The 16,115-nt window shown below is 68.6% G+C and carries 18 protein-coding genes; 17 read left to right on the top strand and 1 reads right to left on the bottom strand.

Features of this window, described 5'->3' with window-relative positions:
* Window positions 1–12 precede the first annotated feature (12 nt).
* The 7 genes from DSM104440_RS02795 to DSM104440_RS02765 all read left to right on the top strand — a co-directional run bounded on the left by DSM104440_RS02795 (window position 13) and on the right by DSM104440_RS02765 (window position 6,154).
* Window positions 13–1,149: a GGDEF domain-containing protein gene (locus DSM104440_RS02795; RefSeq protein WP_212758185.1), complete on the top strand. Its 1,137-nt coding sequence runs from the start codon at window positions 13–15 to the stop codon at window positions 1,147–1,149.
* 10 nt (window positions 1,150–1,159) lie between these two features.
* On the top strand, window positions 1,160–1,792 hold the full coding sequence (locus tag DSM104440_RS02790) for a DsbA family protein (RefSeq protein WP_171160492.1): 633 nt from the start codon (window positions 1,160–1,162) through the stop codon (window positions 1,790–1,792).
* 48 nt (window positions 1,793–1,840) lie between these two features.
* Complete coding sequence (locus DSM104440_RS02785) at window positions 1,841–2,533, top strand: fumarylacetoacetate hydrolase family protein (protein ID WP_171160491.1); 693 nt, start codon at window positions 1,841–1,843, stop codon at window positions 2,531–2,533.
* Between the two features lie 40 nt (window positions 2,534–2,573).
* Window positions 2,574–3,542, top strand: a complete 969-nt coding sequence (locus tag DSM104440_RS02780; protein ID WP_171160490.1) for a Bug family tripartite tricarboxylate transporter substrate binding protein — start codon at window positions 2,574–2,576, stop codon at window positions 3,540–3,542.
* Complete coding sequence (locus DSM104440_RS02775) at window positions 3,539–4,783, top strand: S41 family peptidase (protein ID WP_171160489.1); 1,245 nt, start codon at window positions 3,539–3,541, stop codon at window positions 4,781–4,783. Before DSM104440_RS02780 ends, DSM104440_RS02775 begins: the two co-directional genes overlap by 4 nt.
* An 88-nt stretch (window positions 4,784–4,871) precedes the next feature.
* Window positions 4,872–5,564, top strand: coding sequence for a DsbA family protein (locus DSM104440_RS02770; RefSeq protein ID WP_171160488.1), 693 nt, complete (start codon window positions 4,872–4,874; stop codon window positions 5,562–5,564).
* A gap of 137 nt (window positions 5,565–5,701) precedes the next feature.
* On the top strand, window positions 5,702–6,154 hold the full coding sequence (locus DSM104440_RS02765) for a hypothetical protein (protein ID WP_171160487.1): 453 nt from the start codon (window positions 5,702–5,704) through the stop codon (window positions 6,152–6,154).
* Window positions 6,155–6,180: 26 nt separating this feature from the next.
* Here the strand turns inward: DSM104440_RS02765 and DSM104440_RS02760 are convergent, their stop codons facing one another.
* Window positions 6,181–6,585 carry a thioesterase family protein gene (locus DSM104440_RS02760; RefSeq protein ID WP_171160486.1) on the bottom strand — a complete coding sequence of 135 codons (405 nt, stop codon included), beginning with the start codon at window positions 6,583–6,585 and terminating at the stop codon, window positions 6,181–6,183.
* Between the two features lie 45 nt (window positions 6,586–6,630).
* Here DSM104440_RS02760 and trxA point away from each other — a divergent pair, with 45 nt between their 5' ends.
* The 10 genes from trxA to DSM104440_RS02710 all read left to right on the top strand — a co-directional run bounded on the left by trxA (window position 6,631) and on the right by DSM104440_RS02710 (window position 16,108).
* Window positions 6,631–7,476: a thioredoxin gene (gene trxA, locus DSM104440_RS02755; protein ID WP_212758184.1), complete on the top strand. Its 846-nt coding sequence runs from the start codon at window positions 6,631–6,633 to the stop codon at window positions 7,474–7,476.
* Window positions 7,477–7,485: 9 nt separating this feature from the next.
* Window positions 7,486–9,306 carry a bifunctional tRNA (5-methylaminomethyl-2-thiouridine)(34)-methyltransferase MnmC2/FAD-dependent 5-carboxymethylaminomethyl-2-thiouridine(34) oxidoreductase MnmC1 gene (mnmC, locus tag DSM104440_RS02750; protein ID WP_171160485.1) on the top strand — a complete coding sequence of 607 codons (1,821 nt, stop codon included), beginning with the start codon at window positions 7,486–7,488 and terminating at the stop codon, window positions 9,304–9,306.
* A gap of 144 nt (window positions 9,307–9,450) precedes the next feature.
* Entirely contained in the window at window positions 9,451–10,365 is a 915-nt protein-coding gene (locus tag DSM104440_RS02745; protein ID WP_171160484.1) for a MerR family transcriptional regulator, read from the top strand.
* Window positions 10,362–11,408 carry an SAM-dependent methyltransferase gene (locus tag DSM104440_RS02740; protein ID WP_171160483.1) on the top strand — a complete coding sequence of 349 codons (1,047 nt, stop codon included), beginning with the start codon at window positions 10,362–10,364 and terminating at the stop codon, window positions 11,406–11,408. Before DSM104440_RS02745 ends, DSM104440_RS02740 begins: the two co-directional genes overlap by 4 nt.
* A gap of 35 nt (window positions 11,409–11,443) precedes the next feature.
* A complete protein-coding gene (locus DSM104440_RS02735; RefSeq protein ID WP_171160482.1) occupies window positions 11,444–11,962 on the top strand; it encodes a DUF2878 domain-containing protein in 519 nt (172 codons plus the stop codon).
* Entirely contained in the window at window positions 11,959–12,735 is a 777-nt protein-coding gene (locus DSM104440_RS02730) for a DUF1295 domain-containing protein (protein ID WP_171160481.1), read from the top strand. Before DSM104440_RS02735 ends, DSM104440_RS02730 begins: the two co-directional genes overlap by 4 nt.
* Window positions 12,732–13,355 (top strand): DUF6134 family protein, encoded by a 624-nt coding sequence (locus DSM104440_RS02725; RefSeq protein WP_171160480.1) that lies wholly within the window; start codon window positions 12,732–12,734, stop codon window positions 13,353–13,355. The genes DSM104440_RS02730 and DSM104440_RS02725 overlap by 4 nt, the downstream gene beginning before the upstream one ends.
* Before the next feature lie 7 nt (window positions 13,356–13,362).
* Window positions 13,363–13,896, top strand: coding sequence for a lipocalin family protein (locus tag DSM104440_RS02720; protein ID WP_171160479.1), 534 nt, complete (start codon window positions 13,363–13,365; stop codon window positions 13,894–13,896).
* Complete coding sequence (locus DSM104440_RS02715) at window positions 13,878–14,825, top strand: acyl-CoA desaturase (protein WP_246212081.1); 948 nt, start codon at window positions 13,878–13,880, stop codon at window positions 14,823–14,825. Before DSM104440_RS02720 ends, DSM104440_RS02715 begins: the two co-directional genes overlap by 19 nt.
* On the top strand, window positions 14,822–16,108 hold the full coding sequence (locus tag DSM104440_RS02710; RefSeq protein WP_171160478.1) for an NAD(P)/FAD-dependent oxidoreductase: 1,287 nt from the start codon (window positions 14,822–14,824) through the stop codon (window positions 16,106–16,108). Before DSM104440_RS02715 ends, DSM104440_RS02710 begins: the two co-directional genes overlap by 4 nt.
* Window positions 16,109–16,115 lie beyond the last annotated feature (7 nt).

Here is a 16,115-nt window from a genome sequence, read left to right as displayed (position 1 = left end):
CTCCTCCTCGCCATGGTCCTGACCGACCTGATCCTGGCGGTGTCGCTGTGGATCGGGGCCGGCCGCGGAATGCGCGACGGGCTGGGCACCTGGATCGCCTCCCTGCTGGTCCGCGCTTCGGGCGTCACGATCTTCGCCCTCGACGGGCTTGCCGCCGATCCGAACGCGATCGTGCTGGCCGTGGGCCTCGTCGCCTTCTCGATGACGCTCCAGGCCGCAGCCCTGCTCGCCTTCGGCGGCCGCCGCCTTCCCACCTGGGTCCACAGCGCGACGTTCGCCGCCGTGGCCATGCCCTTCCTGCTGCTGTCCGGTGATTTCGGAGCGCGCGTCCTGTTCGCAGGCGTGGCCTTCGGAACGATGCTCGCGATGCTCGCGGGCATCACGCTGCAGCTCCAGGCGCCGATCTCGAGGGGCACGCGCGGGCTCGCGATCGGCAGCTTCGCCGTGGCCTCGATCCTGTTCTTCCTGCGCGCCGTCGGTGCGGTGTGGAGCGTGGATCCGCTGATGGGCTTCATCGAGCCCAACCTGTTCCAGACCCTCACCTTCGCCGGCGGCTTCGCGGCCCTGCTCGCGAGCTCGTCCGGCGTGGGCCTCATGCACAAGGAGCGGGCCGATGCCGCGGCCGCGCGCCTCGCCACGCTCGATCCGCTCACCGGCGCCTACAACCGCCGCTCGTTCCACGAGACCGCGGAACGCGAGCTCGCCCGCGCGCGCCGTGCCGCGCAGCCCCTGTCGATCATCATCCTCGACATCGACCACTTCAAGGCAGTCAACGACAAGCACGGGCACAAGGTCGGTGACGAAATCATCAAGACCCTCGCCGACATCGTGCGCGCGCAGCTTCGCAAGGAAGACATGCTCGTGCGCTTCGGCGGCGAGGAGTTCTGCGTGATGCTGCCGCAGGTCCCCGGCCCCGGCGCCGTGGTCGTGGCCGGCCGCATCCGCAAGGCCGTGGCCTCCGATCCGGTGATCATCGACGGCCGCGAGATCCCGCTCACCGTGAGCCTCGGCGTGGCCGCGCGCCTCGACGAAGGCCCGGAGAGCATCGACGAGCTGATCGCGCGCGCCGACCAGGCGCTCGCCATGGCCAAGGAACGCGGCCGCAACCGCGTCGTGGCCCTGTCGCTGGGACGGTCGATCGCAGCGTAAAATCCCGGCGATGCAGCTGGTCTACGTCGCCGATCCCCTCTGCTCGTGGTGCTATGGTTTCGGCCCCGAGCTCACCCGACTCCTCGAACGCCTCCCGCAAGCGAAGGTGGACCTCGTGATGGGCGGCCTTCGTCCGTACAACACGGAGCGCATGAGCCAGCCCTTCCGCGAGATGCTCGCGAGCCACTGGAAGCACGTGGGCGCCACGAGCCACCTGCCGTTCAACGAAGCGCTGATCGCGAGCGACACGTTCATCTACGACACCGAGCCCGCCTGCCGCGCCGTCGTCGTGGCGCGCGGCCTGTTCGCGGCCAATGCCTTCACGTACATGAAGGCCGTGCAAACGGCGTTCTACCGCGATGCGCGCGACGTGACCCAGCCCGAGGTGCTGGCCGACATCGCCGCCGAATCGGGCTACGGGCGCGACGCCTTCCTCGAGCTGCTGCAATCGGACAAGGCGCGTGAGGCCACGCGCGGCGATTTCGCGGTCACCCAGTCCATGGGCATCGGCGGGTTCCCGACGCTCGCCGTTTCGTATTCGAAGAAACTCTTCCTGGTCGCCTCCGGCTTCACGAAAACCGACGTTCTGGAAGAACGCTTGATACAAATCGAGACGCTGCAGGCCGCCCCCCAAGCCAAGTAGGATAGGCGTCCGCTCCAGGCATTCCGCTTTCACCCCAAGGAAAACTCCATGACCCCCTCCTATGTCATCGCGCTCGAAGCGCAGCCGTCCCTCCCCGTCGTTGGCAGCGACCAGCGCTTCCCCGTAGGACGCATCTACTGCGTCGGCCGCAACTACGCCGACCACGCCCGCGAGATGGGCCACGATCCGGACCGCGAGCCGCCGTTCTTCTTCATGAAGCCGGCCAATTCCATCGTCCAGAACGGCGCCGCGCTGGCCTACCCGGTCGGCACGAAGGACGTCCACCACGAGATCGAGATGGTCGTGGCGCTGGGCAAGGGCGGCAAGAACATCCCGGTCGAGAAGGCGCTCGAGCTGGTCTACGGCTATGGCGTGGGCCTCGACATGACGCGCCGCGACGTCCAGGGCGAAGCGAAGAAGATGGGCCGCCCCTGGGAGATGGGCAAGGCGTTCGACGAATCGGCGCCTTGTAGTGCATTGCAACCGGCCGCCAAGATCGGCCACCCCGGCAAGGGCGCGATCACGCTCAAGGTGAACGGCGTCGAGAAGCAGAAGGGCGACCTCGCCATGCAGATCTGGGACGTGGCCGAGCAGATCTCGTACCTGTCGAACATGATCACGCTGGCTCCCGGCGACCTCATCTTTTCCGGCACGCCCGCGGGTGTGGGCCCGATCAAGTCCGGCGACAAGCTCGAAGGCCATGTCGAAGGCGTGGGCGACCTCACCGTCACCTACAAGTAACCACAACAAGAAGATCACACAACTCCGAGGAGATCACCGAATGAACCGCTTTCGCACTGGAGTGATGACCGCGCTCGCCGCCGTGATGTTCAGCGGCGCCGCGGCCGCGCAGTACCCGAACCGGCCCGTGAAGTTGATCGTGCCTTTCCCCGCGGGCGGCTCGACCGACATCGTCGGCCGGCTCGTCGCGCAGAAGCTCTCCGAGCGCCTGGGCCAGCCCGTGGTGGTGGAGAACAAGGGCGGCGCGGGCGGCACGGTGGGCACGGACTCGGCCGCGAAGAGCGCGCCCGATGGCTATACGCTCACCATCGGGACGACGAGCACGCACGCGATCGCGCCCAACGCGTACGCGAAGCTCGCCTACGACCCGGCGAAGGACTTCGCGCCGATTTCGCTCGTCGCGGTCACGCCGTACCTGCTCGCCGTGAACCCGAACGTGAAGGCGACGAACCTCAAGGAGTTCATCGCGCTCGCGAAGGCGGAACCGGGAAAGTTGAACTACGCCTCAGCCGGCGCCGGCACCGCGACGCACCTCTCCATGGAGATGCTCAAGGACGCCGCGGGCATCGACCTCGTGCACGTTCCGTACAAGGGCAACGCGCCGGCGGAACTCGCGGTTCTCGCGGGTGAAGTGCAGGCGGTGTTTGGCTCGATGCCCGCACTCCTGCAGCAGGCGAAGGCGGGCAAGATTCGCCCGATCGCGGTCGGTACCAGCAAGCGTTCGCCGGCGCTGCCCGACGTCCCGCCGGTCGCGGACCAGGGCTTCCCCGGGTTCGAGTCGTCGCTGTGGCTCGGCGTGTTCGCGCCCGCAGGTACGCCGCAACCGATCATCGATCGCCTCGTGGCCGACGTGCGCGCAATCGTCGCCATGCCCGACTTCATCGAAGGCCTCGCGCGCAACGGCGCCGATCCGCTGTCCAACACGCCCGCGGAGTTCTCCAAGCTCCTCGTCGACGAGATCGGCCGCTACGGCAAGGTCGTCAAGGCCGCGAAGCTCAAGCTGGAATGAGGTTTCGCCGGCTCGCTGCGGCGGCATTCGTCGCCGCGGCGAGCGCAGCGTCCGCCGCAGGACCCGAGGTCACCGCGACGCAATGCGCGGCCGACTTCGATGCGATGTGGAAGGCGGTGGATCAGGGGTACGCCTACTTCAGCACGTCATCGCGCATCGCCTGGCGCCGCGCCCGCGACGCGTGGCGGCCGAAGGCCGCAGCCGCAAGCTCGCGCGCCCCCTGCGGGACCGCACTCTCCCTCGCCCTCGAATCCCTGCGTGACGATGCCGTCACCCTCACCGGCGATGGCTTCGTGGCGCCGCGCCGCGTCCCGGCCGAGGCCGATATCTTCGCGCGCCTCGAGGACGATCGCGCCATCGTGATGGGCGTGCGCGCCGGAGGTGTCGCCGACGTCGCGGGGGTGCATCCGGGACTCGTGGTGCATTCCATTCAAGGTGTGGCCATCGCGCGCGCGGTGCGCGAGAAGCTCGGCCGCACGATCGCGAGCGCCGAAGAAAAGTCGTGGGCGCTCAATCACCTGCTCGCGGGCCCTCGCGCCGGCAGCTTCACGCTCGGCACGCGCGGCCCCGGTGCGGCGCGCACGATGGAAGTCATTCGCAGCGACGAGCCCAATGGAAATGGCCCGCCGCTCGTCACGCGCAAGGTCGGCGAGGGTCGCGACCTCGGCTATCTCCGGCCGAAGAATTCGCTCGGTGATGCGGGCTTCGTCATGCACTTCGACGCGGCCTTGCAACACCTGAAGGACACGCGCGGGCTGATCCTCGACCTGCGCGAGACCCAGGGCAGCGGCTCGGAGGAAGTCGCGCGAGCGATCCTCGGGCGATTCATCGAAACGGAAACGCCGTGGCAGGTGCGCGTGCCGCGCGGCGCGAAAGCGATCACCGACAACGTCGCCCCGCGCGGGCCGTTCGCCTATCGCGCGCCGATCGTGGTGCTGGTCGATCGCTGGACCGCAGGGGAAGGCGAAGCGCTGGCGACCGGATTGGCGGCGGCCGCGCGCGCAACCCTCATCGGCACGCAAATGGCAGGGATGCACGGCAAGCCGCGCAACGCCACGCTTCCGCATTCGGGGTTCGTCGTTCACTTCCCTGCCGACAAGACTTTCCTCGTCGGCGGCACAACCCCGCGCGAACACGCGATGCCCGGCGTTCCGGTCGATATCCTCGCCCCCAGTGGGGGCCCGGGGGATCCGATCCTCTACCAGGCCCTCAAGCATTTCGAGGCGCGGATTCCGCGGTAGGGTTCGGCATGGCAACGCACCCTTTCCCGCTGGTGGCGTTCGTTGCCATCGCCATCCTCGTTTTCCTCTCCCGTCCAAGGAATCGCGCATGAGCCGCAACGCCATCGTCGTCGTCACCACGGTCGTCGCCCTGGCCGCTTTCGCCGCCGGCGCGTATTTCTACACCCGCTACGACCAGCAGCAGTCAGCCGCGAAGGTGGAGAAATCCGTCGCGAAAGCCGCGGAGAAAGGCGGACCGGATGCCAACCTCCTGGTGAGATTCCACTCGCCCATCATTGGTCCGGCCGGCGCGCCCGTCACGATCGTCGAGTTCTTCGATCCGGCGTGCGAAGCGTGCCGCGCGTTCCATCCCTACGTGAAGCAGATTCTCGCGGCCCATCCCGGAAACGTGCGGGTCGTCATGCGCTACGTGCCGTTTCACGGCGACGCGTCGGTCGAGGGCGTGCGCATCCTCGAGGCGGCACGCGCGCAAGGCAAGTTCGAGCCCGTACTGGAGGCGCTGTTCGAGTCGCAGAACGTGTGGGCGAGTCACAGCGCCCCGTCCGCAGCGCGCGCGTGGGAGTTCGTCGGCAAGACGGGCCTCGATGTGAAGCGGGCACGCGAGCACGCCGCCACTCGGGCTGCGGACAAGCTGCTCGAACTGGAGGTCGCTGACGTCAAGGTCGTCGGCGTCCAGGGGACGCCCACCTTCTTCGTCAACGGCAAGGCGCTCGCGCAAACGCATCCGGACGCATTGAAAAGCCTGGTGCAGGCCGAGGTCGCGCGGATTCCCGCGAAGTAGAGGGCGGCCCGTCGAGGCGAAAGTCCCGCGACCATCGTCGCGATGACAGCGCGCTCGCGGCGCGGCATCCTGTCGAAAAAGGGGACAGTCCCCATTTCAAAAAAGGGGACAGTCCCCTTTTCTACAGGGAGATTCCAATGGTCATCCGTTTCGCCTTTGCCGCGTTTGCGCTCGCACTGAGCTCGCAGGCTTCCGCCTTCTGCGTCTACAACTACAGCGACAAGTCCGTGAAGTTCAGCCAGGACAGCGCCTCGGGCATTCCCTTCAAGGGATTCAGCAAGACCGTCGATCCGGGCGGCAAGGCCTGCTGCAACTACAAGAACCGCGACTGCAACATGATCGGCGGCCAGACGGCGCCGCTCGGGATGTTCACGCACATCAAGGGTGAGAAGGGCCTCATGGGCACGCAGAAGATCTCGGGCTGCGGCGTGCCGGCCAACGGCTCGGGCGGCGGACCGAAGGTCGTGCGCCACGAAGCGGGCGGCTGGATCGAGGTTTCCGGCGGCAAGAACGGGAAACCGTACACGGCCGTCGCGTTCACCGCCGACGGCAAGACGAGCAAGAGCAACGCATGCTCCGACGGAACCTGAAATAAAGGGGACTGTCCCCTTTATTTTTATTTCTTCAGCTTGTCCTGAACGCGCTGGTCGAAGCGGTTGACGTTGACGACCACGCGCTGGTGCGTGCCCTGCCCGATGAGCTCGCGCTCGTCCTCGGCCCTCACGTCGAAGTGAATGGTGCGGCCCTCGACCTTGGTCACCACGGCGGTGGCCTTCACGCGCATGCCCACCGGCGTGGCGGCGATGTGCGTGACGTCCAGGCGCGTGCCCAGGCTCTGGTGATCTTCCGGGAGTGACTGCTCCACCGCCGCGAGCGCCGCGGCCTCGATGAGGTTGATCATCACCGGCGTGGCGAGCACGCGGATGCGGCCGCTGCCGATGCGCGGCGCCGTGTGCTGGTCGCCGACGACGAGCTCGACGGTGCCGGTGAGGCCAACGGGGAGATTGAGGACGAGGGGCATCGGCGGGGCTTGAACTTTCCGGGAGGTGTCGGCATCTATTGTTGCATGATCGATGCCACCCTCTCCTCCTTCGAACGCGACGTGATCGAGGCTTCCCACGAGGCGCCCGTGCTCGTGGATTTCTGGGCTCCGTGGTGCGGGCCTTGCCGCGTGCTCGGTCCGGTCCTTGAAAAACTGGAGCGCGAGTACGCCGGGCGCTGGAAACTCGTGAAGGTCAACTCCGACGAGAACCCCGAACTCTCCGCACAGTTCAACGTGCGCTCCATTCCGTACGTCATTGCTTTTTCCGGCGGGCGTGCCGTCTCGCAGTTCGTCGGCGCACAGCCCGAGGGCGTGTTGCGCTCGTTCCTCGAGAAGCTCATTCCCGATCCGAGCGAGGTCGAGCACCGCAAGGCGCGCGAGGCCCTCGTGAAGGGCCAGGTCGCGATCGCCGAGAGCCACCTGAAGAGCGCGCTGGCACTCGATCCTTCGAACGAAGGCGCGCGCCTGGACATGGTGGCGGTCACGCTCGAGCACGGTGACGTGCCGTCTGCGCGAACGCAGTTCGATTCGCTCTCCGGCAAGGCCGAGCAGGAATCGACGTACGCGGCCATTCGCGCGCGGCTGGAAGCCGCCGAGCACGCGCAAACCCTGCCCTCGGCCGAGGAGCTCGCCAAGCGAGTGAACCTCAATGGAGACGACCTGCAATCGCGGCTGGATCTCGCCGAGCTCTACGTCGCCAAGCGCCAGTACGGGCTCGCCCTCGAGCAGCTCCTCGAGATCGTGAAGCGCGACCGCAAGTTCGGCGACGACGTCGGCCGGAAGAAGATGCTCGCCGTGTTCGACCTCGCGGCGACCGACCCGGACCTCGTGTCCGACTACCGCCGCAAGCTCGCGAGCACGCTCAACTAGAATCGGGGGGTGCGAGTCACCCTCCCCACCGCCCGGCTTGCGTTCGCGAATGACGGCATCCCGCTGTCGCCGGACTTCAACGACCTGTATCACTCCGTCGATGGGGGCCTCGCCCAGGCGCGCGCGGTCTTCCTCGCCGGCAATCGCGTGGCCGAGCGGTGGCGCGGGCGCGATTCGTTCACGATTCTCGAGACCGGCTTCGGCCTCGGCATCAATTTCCTCGCCGCGTGGGACGCGCTGCGCGCCGACCCGAATCGTCCGCGCCGGCTGCATTTCATTTCCGTCGAGAAGCATCCCTTCACGCGCGACGACCTGAAGCGCGCGCTGGCACCCTTCGAGGAGGTCGCACCGCTCGCGGGCGCGCTGGTGATGAACTGGCCGCCGCCGGTCGCGGGCTTCCATCGCATCCACTTCGATGCGGGCCAGGTGATCCTCACGCTGCTGCTGGGCGACGCCACTGAAGCGCTCGCGCAACTCGAGGCAAAGGTCGATGCCTTCTTCCTCGACGGCTTCTCGCCCGCGAAGAATCCGGGCGTGTGGTCGCCGGAAGTGGTGCGCGAACTCGCGCGGCTTGCCGCACCGGGCGCGACGCTCGCGACGTGGACGGTCGCCGGTGGCGTGCGCGCCGCGCTCACTGGCGCGGGCTTCACGTGCGAGAAGCGCGAAGGTTTCGGCCACAAGCGCGCAATGATGGTGGGACAGTGGCGCGAGCCGGCGGTGTCCGCGCCGACGCCCGATCGCCGCGCGCTGGTGCTGGGGGCGGGAGTCGCCGGCATCGCATGTGCGGAGCGCCTCGCTTCGCGAGGGTGGGAAGTTGCGCTCGTCGATGCTCGGGAGCAACCGCATCCGCTCGCGGTCGGCGCCGTGCGCCCCGTCGCGAATCTGCGCGACGCGACCAACGCGAAAGTTTCGCGCAGTGCCTTTCTCTACGCGCTCCAGCACTACGGCGGCATGCAACTCGATGGTCATCACTTGCAGTGGCAGGCATGCGGCGCGCTGCAGTTGGCCGGGGACGATGATGAAGCGGCGCGCCAGTCCGCCATCGTTCACTCGCAGGAGCACGCCGCGGAGTTCCTCGCCTACGTCGATCGCGAGGCGGCTGCGGAAATCGCGGGCCGCGACGTCGCACGCGGCGGCTGGTACTTTCCCTCGTCCGCGTGGGTTTCGCTTCGCAGCCTCGCTACCGCAAGTCTCGCCCGCGCCGGTTCGCGCGTGCATGTGTTCCGCGGCGATCGGGTCGAGCGCATCGTGCGCGAAGGCAATGCGTGGCGCGCGCTGGGCGCGAGCGGTTCATCGATCGCCGAGGCGCCCGTGCTGATCCTCGCCAATGCCCACGATGCGCAGCGGCTCGCGCCCGAGGCGCGGCTCGCGCTCAATCGCGTGCGCGGCCAGGTGACGTATTTGCCGCCGAGTCCCTCGCGCTCGCTCGAACGCATCGTCTCGGGCAACGGCTACATCGCGCCCTTGCCCGACGGTGGCCACGTCGTCGGCGCGACATTCCAGCATGACGACTTCGATGAAACCGTTCGCGCCGCCGATCACGGGCAGAATCTCGCGCGCGCCGAGTCGATGCTTCCCGGATTCACGCAGGGCGTCGAGCCGTCGGGCCTCGAGGGCTGGACCGGATTTCGTACGACGGTGCCCGATCGCCTGCCGATCTTCGGCGCGTGCGTCGCGCCCGGCCTCTACGTCGCGACGGGCCTGGGCTCGCGCGGGCTGCTGTGGGCTCCGCTCGGCGCCGAACTCCTCGTTTCCCGGATCGAATCCGAACCCTCGCCCCTGCCTCGCGACCTCGCCGGCGCAATCTCGCCGGCGCGATTCCTCTCCTAGCAGCCCCCCGAGCCGTCCCGACCCTCGCGGCCCGGGCGCGACCGGCGCTTCCTGCCCGCCGGGGTGAACTACTCTTGTATCAGTACCTCATACCCCACAATATCCTCTTACTTTCCAACTGCTGTATAACTATTGCATAGATTTATGGCAACCCCCGACCGCATGGCCACCGCCGCCGAACACCTGCCGATCCGCGTCATCTCCTCCCTCACGGGGGTGAACCCGATCACCCTGAGGGCCTGGGAGCGCCGCTACGGCCTGATCCAACCGCTGCGCACGCCCAAGGGCCATCGCCTCTATACCCGCCACGACGTCGACGAGATCCAGCGCGTCCTCGCACTCATGGAGCAAGGCGTCCCCATCGGGCGCGTGCGCGAAGCACTGGCGGCGACGCGTCCGGTTCGCGGGGCGCCGAAGGGAACCGGCGCCTGGCGAGTCCACCTGGAGCGAATGGCCACGGCGATCGGGCACTTCGACGAGGCCGGGCTCGACGCCGTCTACGATGAGGCGCTCGCCCTGCATTCGATCGACCAGGTCAGCCGCAATCTGTTGATGCCCCTGCTCGAGCACCTGGGTTCGCGCTGGGAGCAGATGCCCGGTGCGGTGGCGGAGGAGCACTTCTTTTCCGGATACATGCGCAACAAGCTCGGCGCACGCCTGCATCACCGGCGCCACCTCGCCACGGGGCCGAGGATCCTCGCGGCGTGCGTCCCCGGCGAACACCACGAACTCGGCTTGCTGCTATTCACGCTGGCCGCACACGAAGCCGGGCTGCGCGTGATCTCGCTCGGCGCCAACATGCCGCTCGCCGAAATCGCGATGGCCGCGCGCCGCGCGCGCTGCAAGGCGATCGTGCTGGCCTCCTCGATCGATCCGTCGCCCGAGGTGCTCAATCCGGGATTGCGCGACCTGGTCGACGGCGCCGGCATTCCGGTGTTCTACGGAGGCAAGACCGCGGAGCGCCAGGCCGCGGTCATCTCGGCAGCCGGCGCGACGCCCCTGGGCACGGCGATCGACGCGGGCGTGCGCGCGATCGTCGCGAGGCTGGGCCGGACATGAACGCCTCCTCGCGCGTGCTCGATTGGGTCGAGCAGGGATTCGTGCCCGACACCGTGATCCGCAGCGGCATCCGCAGGCTGTGCGAGGCGCGCCTGAAGGAGCTCCGGGCCGACGAGATCGAACTCGCCTCGGAAGCGATCGAGAAATTCGTCCGCCAGATGTCGCGCGCCGCAGTCGCACCGGTCCCGCACCTGGCCAACCAGCAGCACTACGAGGTTCCCCCCGCGTTCTTCGCGCTGGTGCTCGGACCGCATCGCAAGTACAGCAGTGCGTGGTGGCCCGCGGGAATCGACTCGCTGCACGACGCCGAAGCGGCCGCGCTCGCCGCCACCTGCGAGCGCGCGGGCCTCGCCGATGGGCAGGACATCCTCGAGCTCGGCTGCGGCTGGGGTTCGCTCACGCTCTGGATGGCGCGGCACTATCCGCGCAGTCGCGTGACGGCCGTGTCCAACTCGGGTCCCCAGCGCGACTACATCCTCGGCGAGGCGCGTCGTCGCGGATTCGCCAACGTCGAGGTGCTCACCGCGGACATGAACACCTTTGCCGCGAGCCGCAGTTACGACCGAATCGTGTCGGTGGAAATGTTCGAGCACATGCGCAACTGGCGCGAGCTCTTCGCGCGCGTCCACGATTGGCTGCGGCCGGGTGGCCGCTTCTTCATGCATGTGTTCTGCCATCGCTCGGTTCCCTACGCCTTCATCGACGCGGGGCCCTCGGACTGGATGAGCCGCCATTTCTTCTCCGGCGGGATGATGCCCAGCGACGAACTGGCGCTGCACTTCCAGGAAGACCTGCGCTGCATTCGCCGGTGGCGATGGGATGGCACTCACTACCGCAGGACCGCGAATGCGTGGCTCGCAAACCTCGACGCACGGCGCGAGCAGGCGCTTGCCGTGCTGGCGGCGACCTACGGCGAGGACGCCGCGCAACAGTGGCTGCAGCGCTGGCGCATCTTCTTCATGGCTTGCGCCGAAATGTTCGGCTATCGCGAGGGTCGCGAGTGGTGGGTCAGCCACCACCTGTTCGAACGCCCCGTCCGCTAGACCGCTTCTCCCCGATCGACTACCCGGCCTCCTCCATGGCCCTTGCCCTCAATGTCGTCTTTTTCCAGCTTGCCTGGTTCGCCTGCGTGCTTGGGGCGGCCGCGCGCATCCCCTCGCTGGGCCTGCTCGTGGTGGCCGCCGTGGTGACCTGGCACCTGGCGCGCGCGCGCCAGCCGCGACGCGAGTTGGTGATGCTCGGGGTCGCCGTGCTCGTCGGCGCCGCGTTCGAGACGCTGCTCGTGCAGATGGGCTGGGTGCGCTATCCCGAAGGCGCGCTGCTCGAAGGCCTCGCGCCCGCGTGGATGGTCGCGCTCTGGGCGCTGTTCGCCACGACGCTCAACGTGTCGCTGCGGTGGCTGCGCGCGCGGCTCGGGCTCGCCGCCGTGCTCGGCGCACTCGGCGGGCCGGCCTCGTACTACGCGGGCTCGAGGCTGGGTGCGATGGAGCTCACGGCACTCGACGCGGCCCTCGTGGCCATCGCCATCGGCTGGGCCCTGCTGCTGCCCGCGCTGCTTTTCGCGGCGCAGTACTTCGACGGGTACGCCGAGACATGAACGCCGCCGGCCTCTGGCTCACGGCGCTGGCCCCCCTCGGGGTGCTGGCCCTGGTCGCGTGGGCAGTGGCCACCGCGCGGCGCAACGCGGGCCTGGTCGACATCTTCTGGTCGCTTTTCTTCCTGCTCGCCGCCCTGGTGTACGCGCAAGGCGCCGGCGGGCATTCCGCGCGGGCCACCGTGGTGCTCGGGCTGGTCGCCGCCTGGGCGTTTCGCCTCGCGGGGCATCTCGCGGTGCGCAACTGGAACGCGCCCGAGGATCATCGCTACGTGCAGATCCGCGCGCGCAACGAGCCGGGCTTCACGTGGAAGAGCGTCTATCTCGTCTTCGGGCTGCAGGCCGTACTCGCGTGGATCATCTCCGCACCGCTCGCCGGCGCGATCGCTTCGCCCGCCCCGCTCGGCTTTCTCGATGCGATCGGCGCCGTGCTCGCGGCCACGGGCCTCGCGATCGAGGCGATCGCCGACTACCAGCTCGCGCGCTTCAAGGCCGATCCGGCCAACGCCCGGGCGGTCATGGACCGCGGCCTGTGGCGCTACTCGCGCCACCCGAACTACTTCGGCGAGTTCTGCGTCTGGTGGGGCTTCTATGCGATCGCGATCGCCGCCGGTGCCGAGTGGACCGTGTTCGCGCCGTTCCTGATGTCGGTCCTGCTGCTGCGCGTCTCGGGCGTGGCCCTGCTCGAGCGCGACATCGGCGATCGCCGGCCCGCGTACCGCCAGTACATCGCGCGCACCAATGCCTTCTTCCCCGGTCCGGCGCGCGGCCCATGATTCGCGCCGCCCTCCTCCTCTCCATCGTGATCGGGGCACTTCCGGCCTTTGCCGGCACGCGCGCCTGGGACTTTCGCGTCCGCCTCGACGGCCGCGACATCGGCCGGCACCAGTTCACGTTGCACGAAACCGGCGGCGAGCGCGAGCTGCGCAGCGCGGCGCTCTTCGAAGTGAGCTTTCTCTTCTTCACGGCCTGGCGCTACGACCACGAGGCGACCGAGGGTTGGCGCGGCGACTGCCTCGAGTCGCTCGCCTCACGCACCGAGACCAACGCCGAGCGCGAATCGGTGCGCGCCGCGCGCCGCGACGGGCGGCTCGTGGTCGAACGCGGCGGGCGCCAGGAATCGCACGAAGGCTGCGTGATGAGCTTCGCGTACTGGAACCCGCGCATCCTCGCCGCGCGCCGCCTGCTCAACAGCCAGACGGGAGAGCTCCTGCCCGTGCGCGTGACCTCGCTTGGCGAGGAGACGCTGCAAGTGCGCGGGCTCCCGCGACGCACGCAGCGCCACCGCCTGGACGCGCCTCCGCTCGCCATCGACATCTGGTTCGCAGGCGACGAGTGGGTGGCCCTCGAGTCGATCGTTGCCGGCGGCAGGCTCCTTCGATACGACCTTCGCTAGGCCCGCCATGCGCATCCGCCTCCTCGCTCCCGCACTGCTCCTGCTCTCCGCCTGCCAGAGTGCGCCGCTCGCGCCGATCGCGACCGTCGCGCAGGTAGACCTGCCCCGATTCATGGGCGACTGGTACGTGATCGCGAGCATTCCGACCTTCATCGAGCGCGATGCCTTCAACGCGATCGAGTCCTATCGTCTCGCGAGCGACGGCTCGATCGAGACGACGTTCACCTTCCGCGCCGGCGCCCTCGACGGGCCGCTGAAGACCTACACGCCGCGCGGCTTCGTGCTCGACACGAAGACGAACGCGGTCTGGGGCATGCGTTTCGTCTGGCCGATCCTTGCCGACTACCGGATCGTCGATGTCGCGCCCGACTACTCGCTCACCGTCATCGGCCGCGAGAAACGCGACTACGCCTGGATCATGGCGCGCACGCCCGCGATTTCCGGCGCCGACTACGAGCGCGCGGTGCGCCTGCTTGCCGCGCAGGGCTACGACGTCGCGCAACTGCGGAAGGTCCCGCAACAGTGGATCTCCGCAAGATGAAATCGCTGCTGCAGACCCTGCGCCTGTGGATCGCGGCCGATGCGCCCCCGGCCCCCGCCGAGGAGGTGCGGCGCATCGACTGGCTGCGCGTCGTTCCCTTCCTGCTGCTTCACGCCGGGTGCCTGGGCGCAATCTGGACGGGCTGGAGTCCAATCGCGCTCGTTGTCTGCGCGGCCCTCTTCACGCTGCGGATGTTCGCGATCACGGCGTTCTACCACCGCTACTTCTCGCATCGCGCCTTCCGCGCTTCTCGTCCGGCGCAGTTCGTCTTCGCCGTGCTCGGCGCCTCCGCCGTGCAGCGCGGGCCGCTGTGGTGGGCCTCGCACCATCGCCACCACCACGCGCACTCGGACCGGCCCGCCGACAGCCACTCGCCACGCGAGCACGGCTTCTTCTGGAGCCACGTGGGCTGGTTCCTCGCGCGCGGCAGTTTCGCCACGCGCGTGGAGCGGGTGCGCGACTTCTCGCGCTTCCCGGAACTGCGCTGGCTTGATCGCTACGACGTCGCCGTGCCCGCGGCCCTCGGTGTGGCGCTCTACGCGCTCGGCGCATGGCTCGAGCACACCCGGCCGGAGCTCGGCACGAGCGGGCTGCAACTGGTGGCGTGGGGCTTTTGCATCTCCACCGTCGCGCTCTACCACGCGACCTTCACGATCAATTCGCTCGCGCATGGCTTCGGCTCACGGCGCTACGCCACGCGCGACGATTCGCGCAACAACGCGTGGCTCGCCCTCCTCACCTTCGGCGAGGGCTGGCACAACAACCACCACCACTTCCCGGGGTCGGCGCGCCAGGGCTTCTACTGGTGGGAGGTGGACCTCACCTATTACGGGCTGCGCGTGCTCGCCGCAGCGGGCGTGATCCACGATCTTCGCGCCGTGCCGGTGGCGTTTCGCGAAGCGCACGCGGGAAGGAAGGCCGAGCGATGAAGATCGCCATCGTCGGCAGCGGCATCGCGGGCAACGTCGCCGCGCACCATTTGCACCGCCGGCACGAGATCACGGTGTTCGAGGCCGCGGATCACGTGGGCGGACACACGCACACGCACGCGGTCGAGCAGGATGGACGCCGCTTCGCGGTCGACACGGGCTTCATCGTCTTCAACGACCGCACCTACCCGCGCTTCGAGGCGCTGCTCGCCGAGCTGGGAGTCGCAACACAGGCGAGCTCGATGAGCTTCTCGGTGCGCGACGAGGCGAGCGGCCTCGAGTACAACGGCACCTCGCTCGATACCCTGTTCGCGCAGCGCCGCAACTTGCTGCGCCCCACGTTCCTCGGCATGGTCCGCGACATCCTGCGCTTCAACCGCGAGGCGCCGCGGCTGCTGGAAGCGGGCGGAGGGGAAATCACGCTGCGCGAGTACCTCGCGCGCGGGCGCTACGGCCGCGCCTTCACCGAGCACTACATCGTGCCCATGGGGGCGGCCATCTGGTCGACGGACCCCGATCGCATGTTCGGCTTCCCGGCGCGGTTCTTCGTGCGCTTCCTCCACAACCACGGGATGCTCACCGTGAACGACCGGCCGACGTGGCGCACGATCCGCGGCGGCTCGGCGCGCTACGTCGAGGCCCTCACCGCGCCCTTTCGCGAGCGCATCCGGCTCTCCACGCCGGTCGAGCAGATCCGGCGCCTGCCCGCGGGCGTGTTCGTGAAGTCCCGGGGTCACGAGACAGAACGCTACGACGCGTTGTTCCTCGCCTGCCACGCCGACCAGGCGCTGGCCCTGCTCGCCGACCCGAATGCGGTGGAGCGTGAAGTGCTCGGCGCCATCCGCTACCAGGAGAACGAGGCGGTGCTGCACACCGACACGCGCCTGATGCCGCGCGCGCGGCGCGCGTGGGCCGCCTGGAACTACCACGTGCTGCCGGAGGAACGCGAGCGCGTCGCACTCACCTACAACATGAACATCCTGCAGCGGCTCGATGCGCGCGAGCCTTTCCTCGTGACGCTCAACCGCAGCGACGCGATCGACCCGGCGCGCGTCATCGCCCGCATGACCTACCACCATCCGCTGTTCACGCCCGCGGCGGTCGCCGCGCAGCAGCGCCAGGCCGAGGTGAACGGCATCAACCGCACCTACTACTGCGGCGCGTACTGGCGCAACGGCTTTCACGAAGACGGCGTCACGAGTGCGCTGGCCGCACTTCAGCACTTCGAGGCCGAACAGGAACCTCGCACGCGGCGCGATCTGCGTCGCGCGGTCCGCGGTTGAGGCGGCG

The organism is Usitatibacter palustris (assembly GCF_013003985.1).
Classification (GTDB): domain Bacteria; phylum Pseudomonadota; class Gammaproteobacteria; order Burkholderiales; family Usitatibacteraceae; genus Usitatibacter; species Usitatibacter palustris.
The sequence above is the reverse complement of the archived record's forward strand: the minus strand, read 5'-3'. Positions and strand labels throughout refer to the sequence as shown.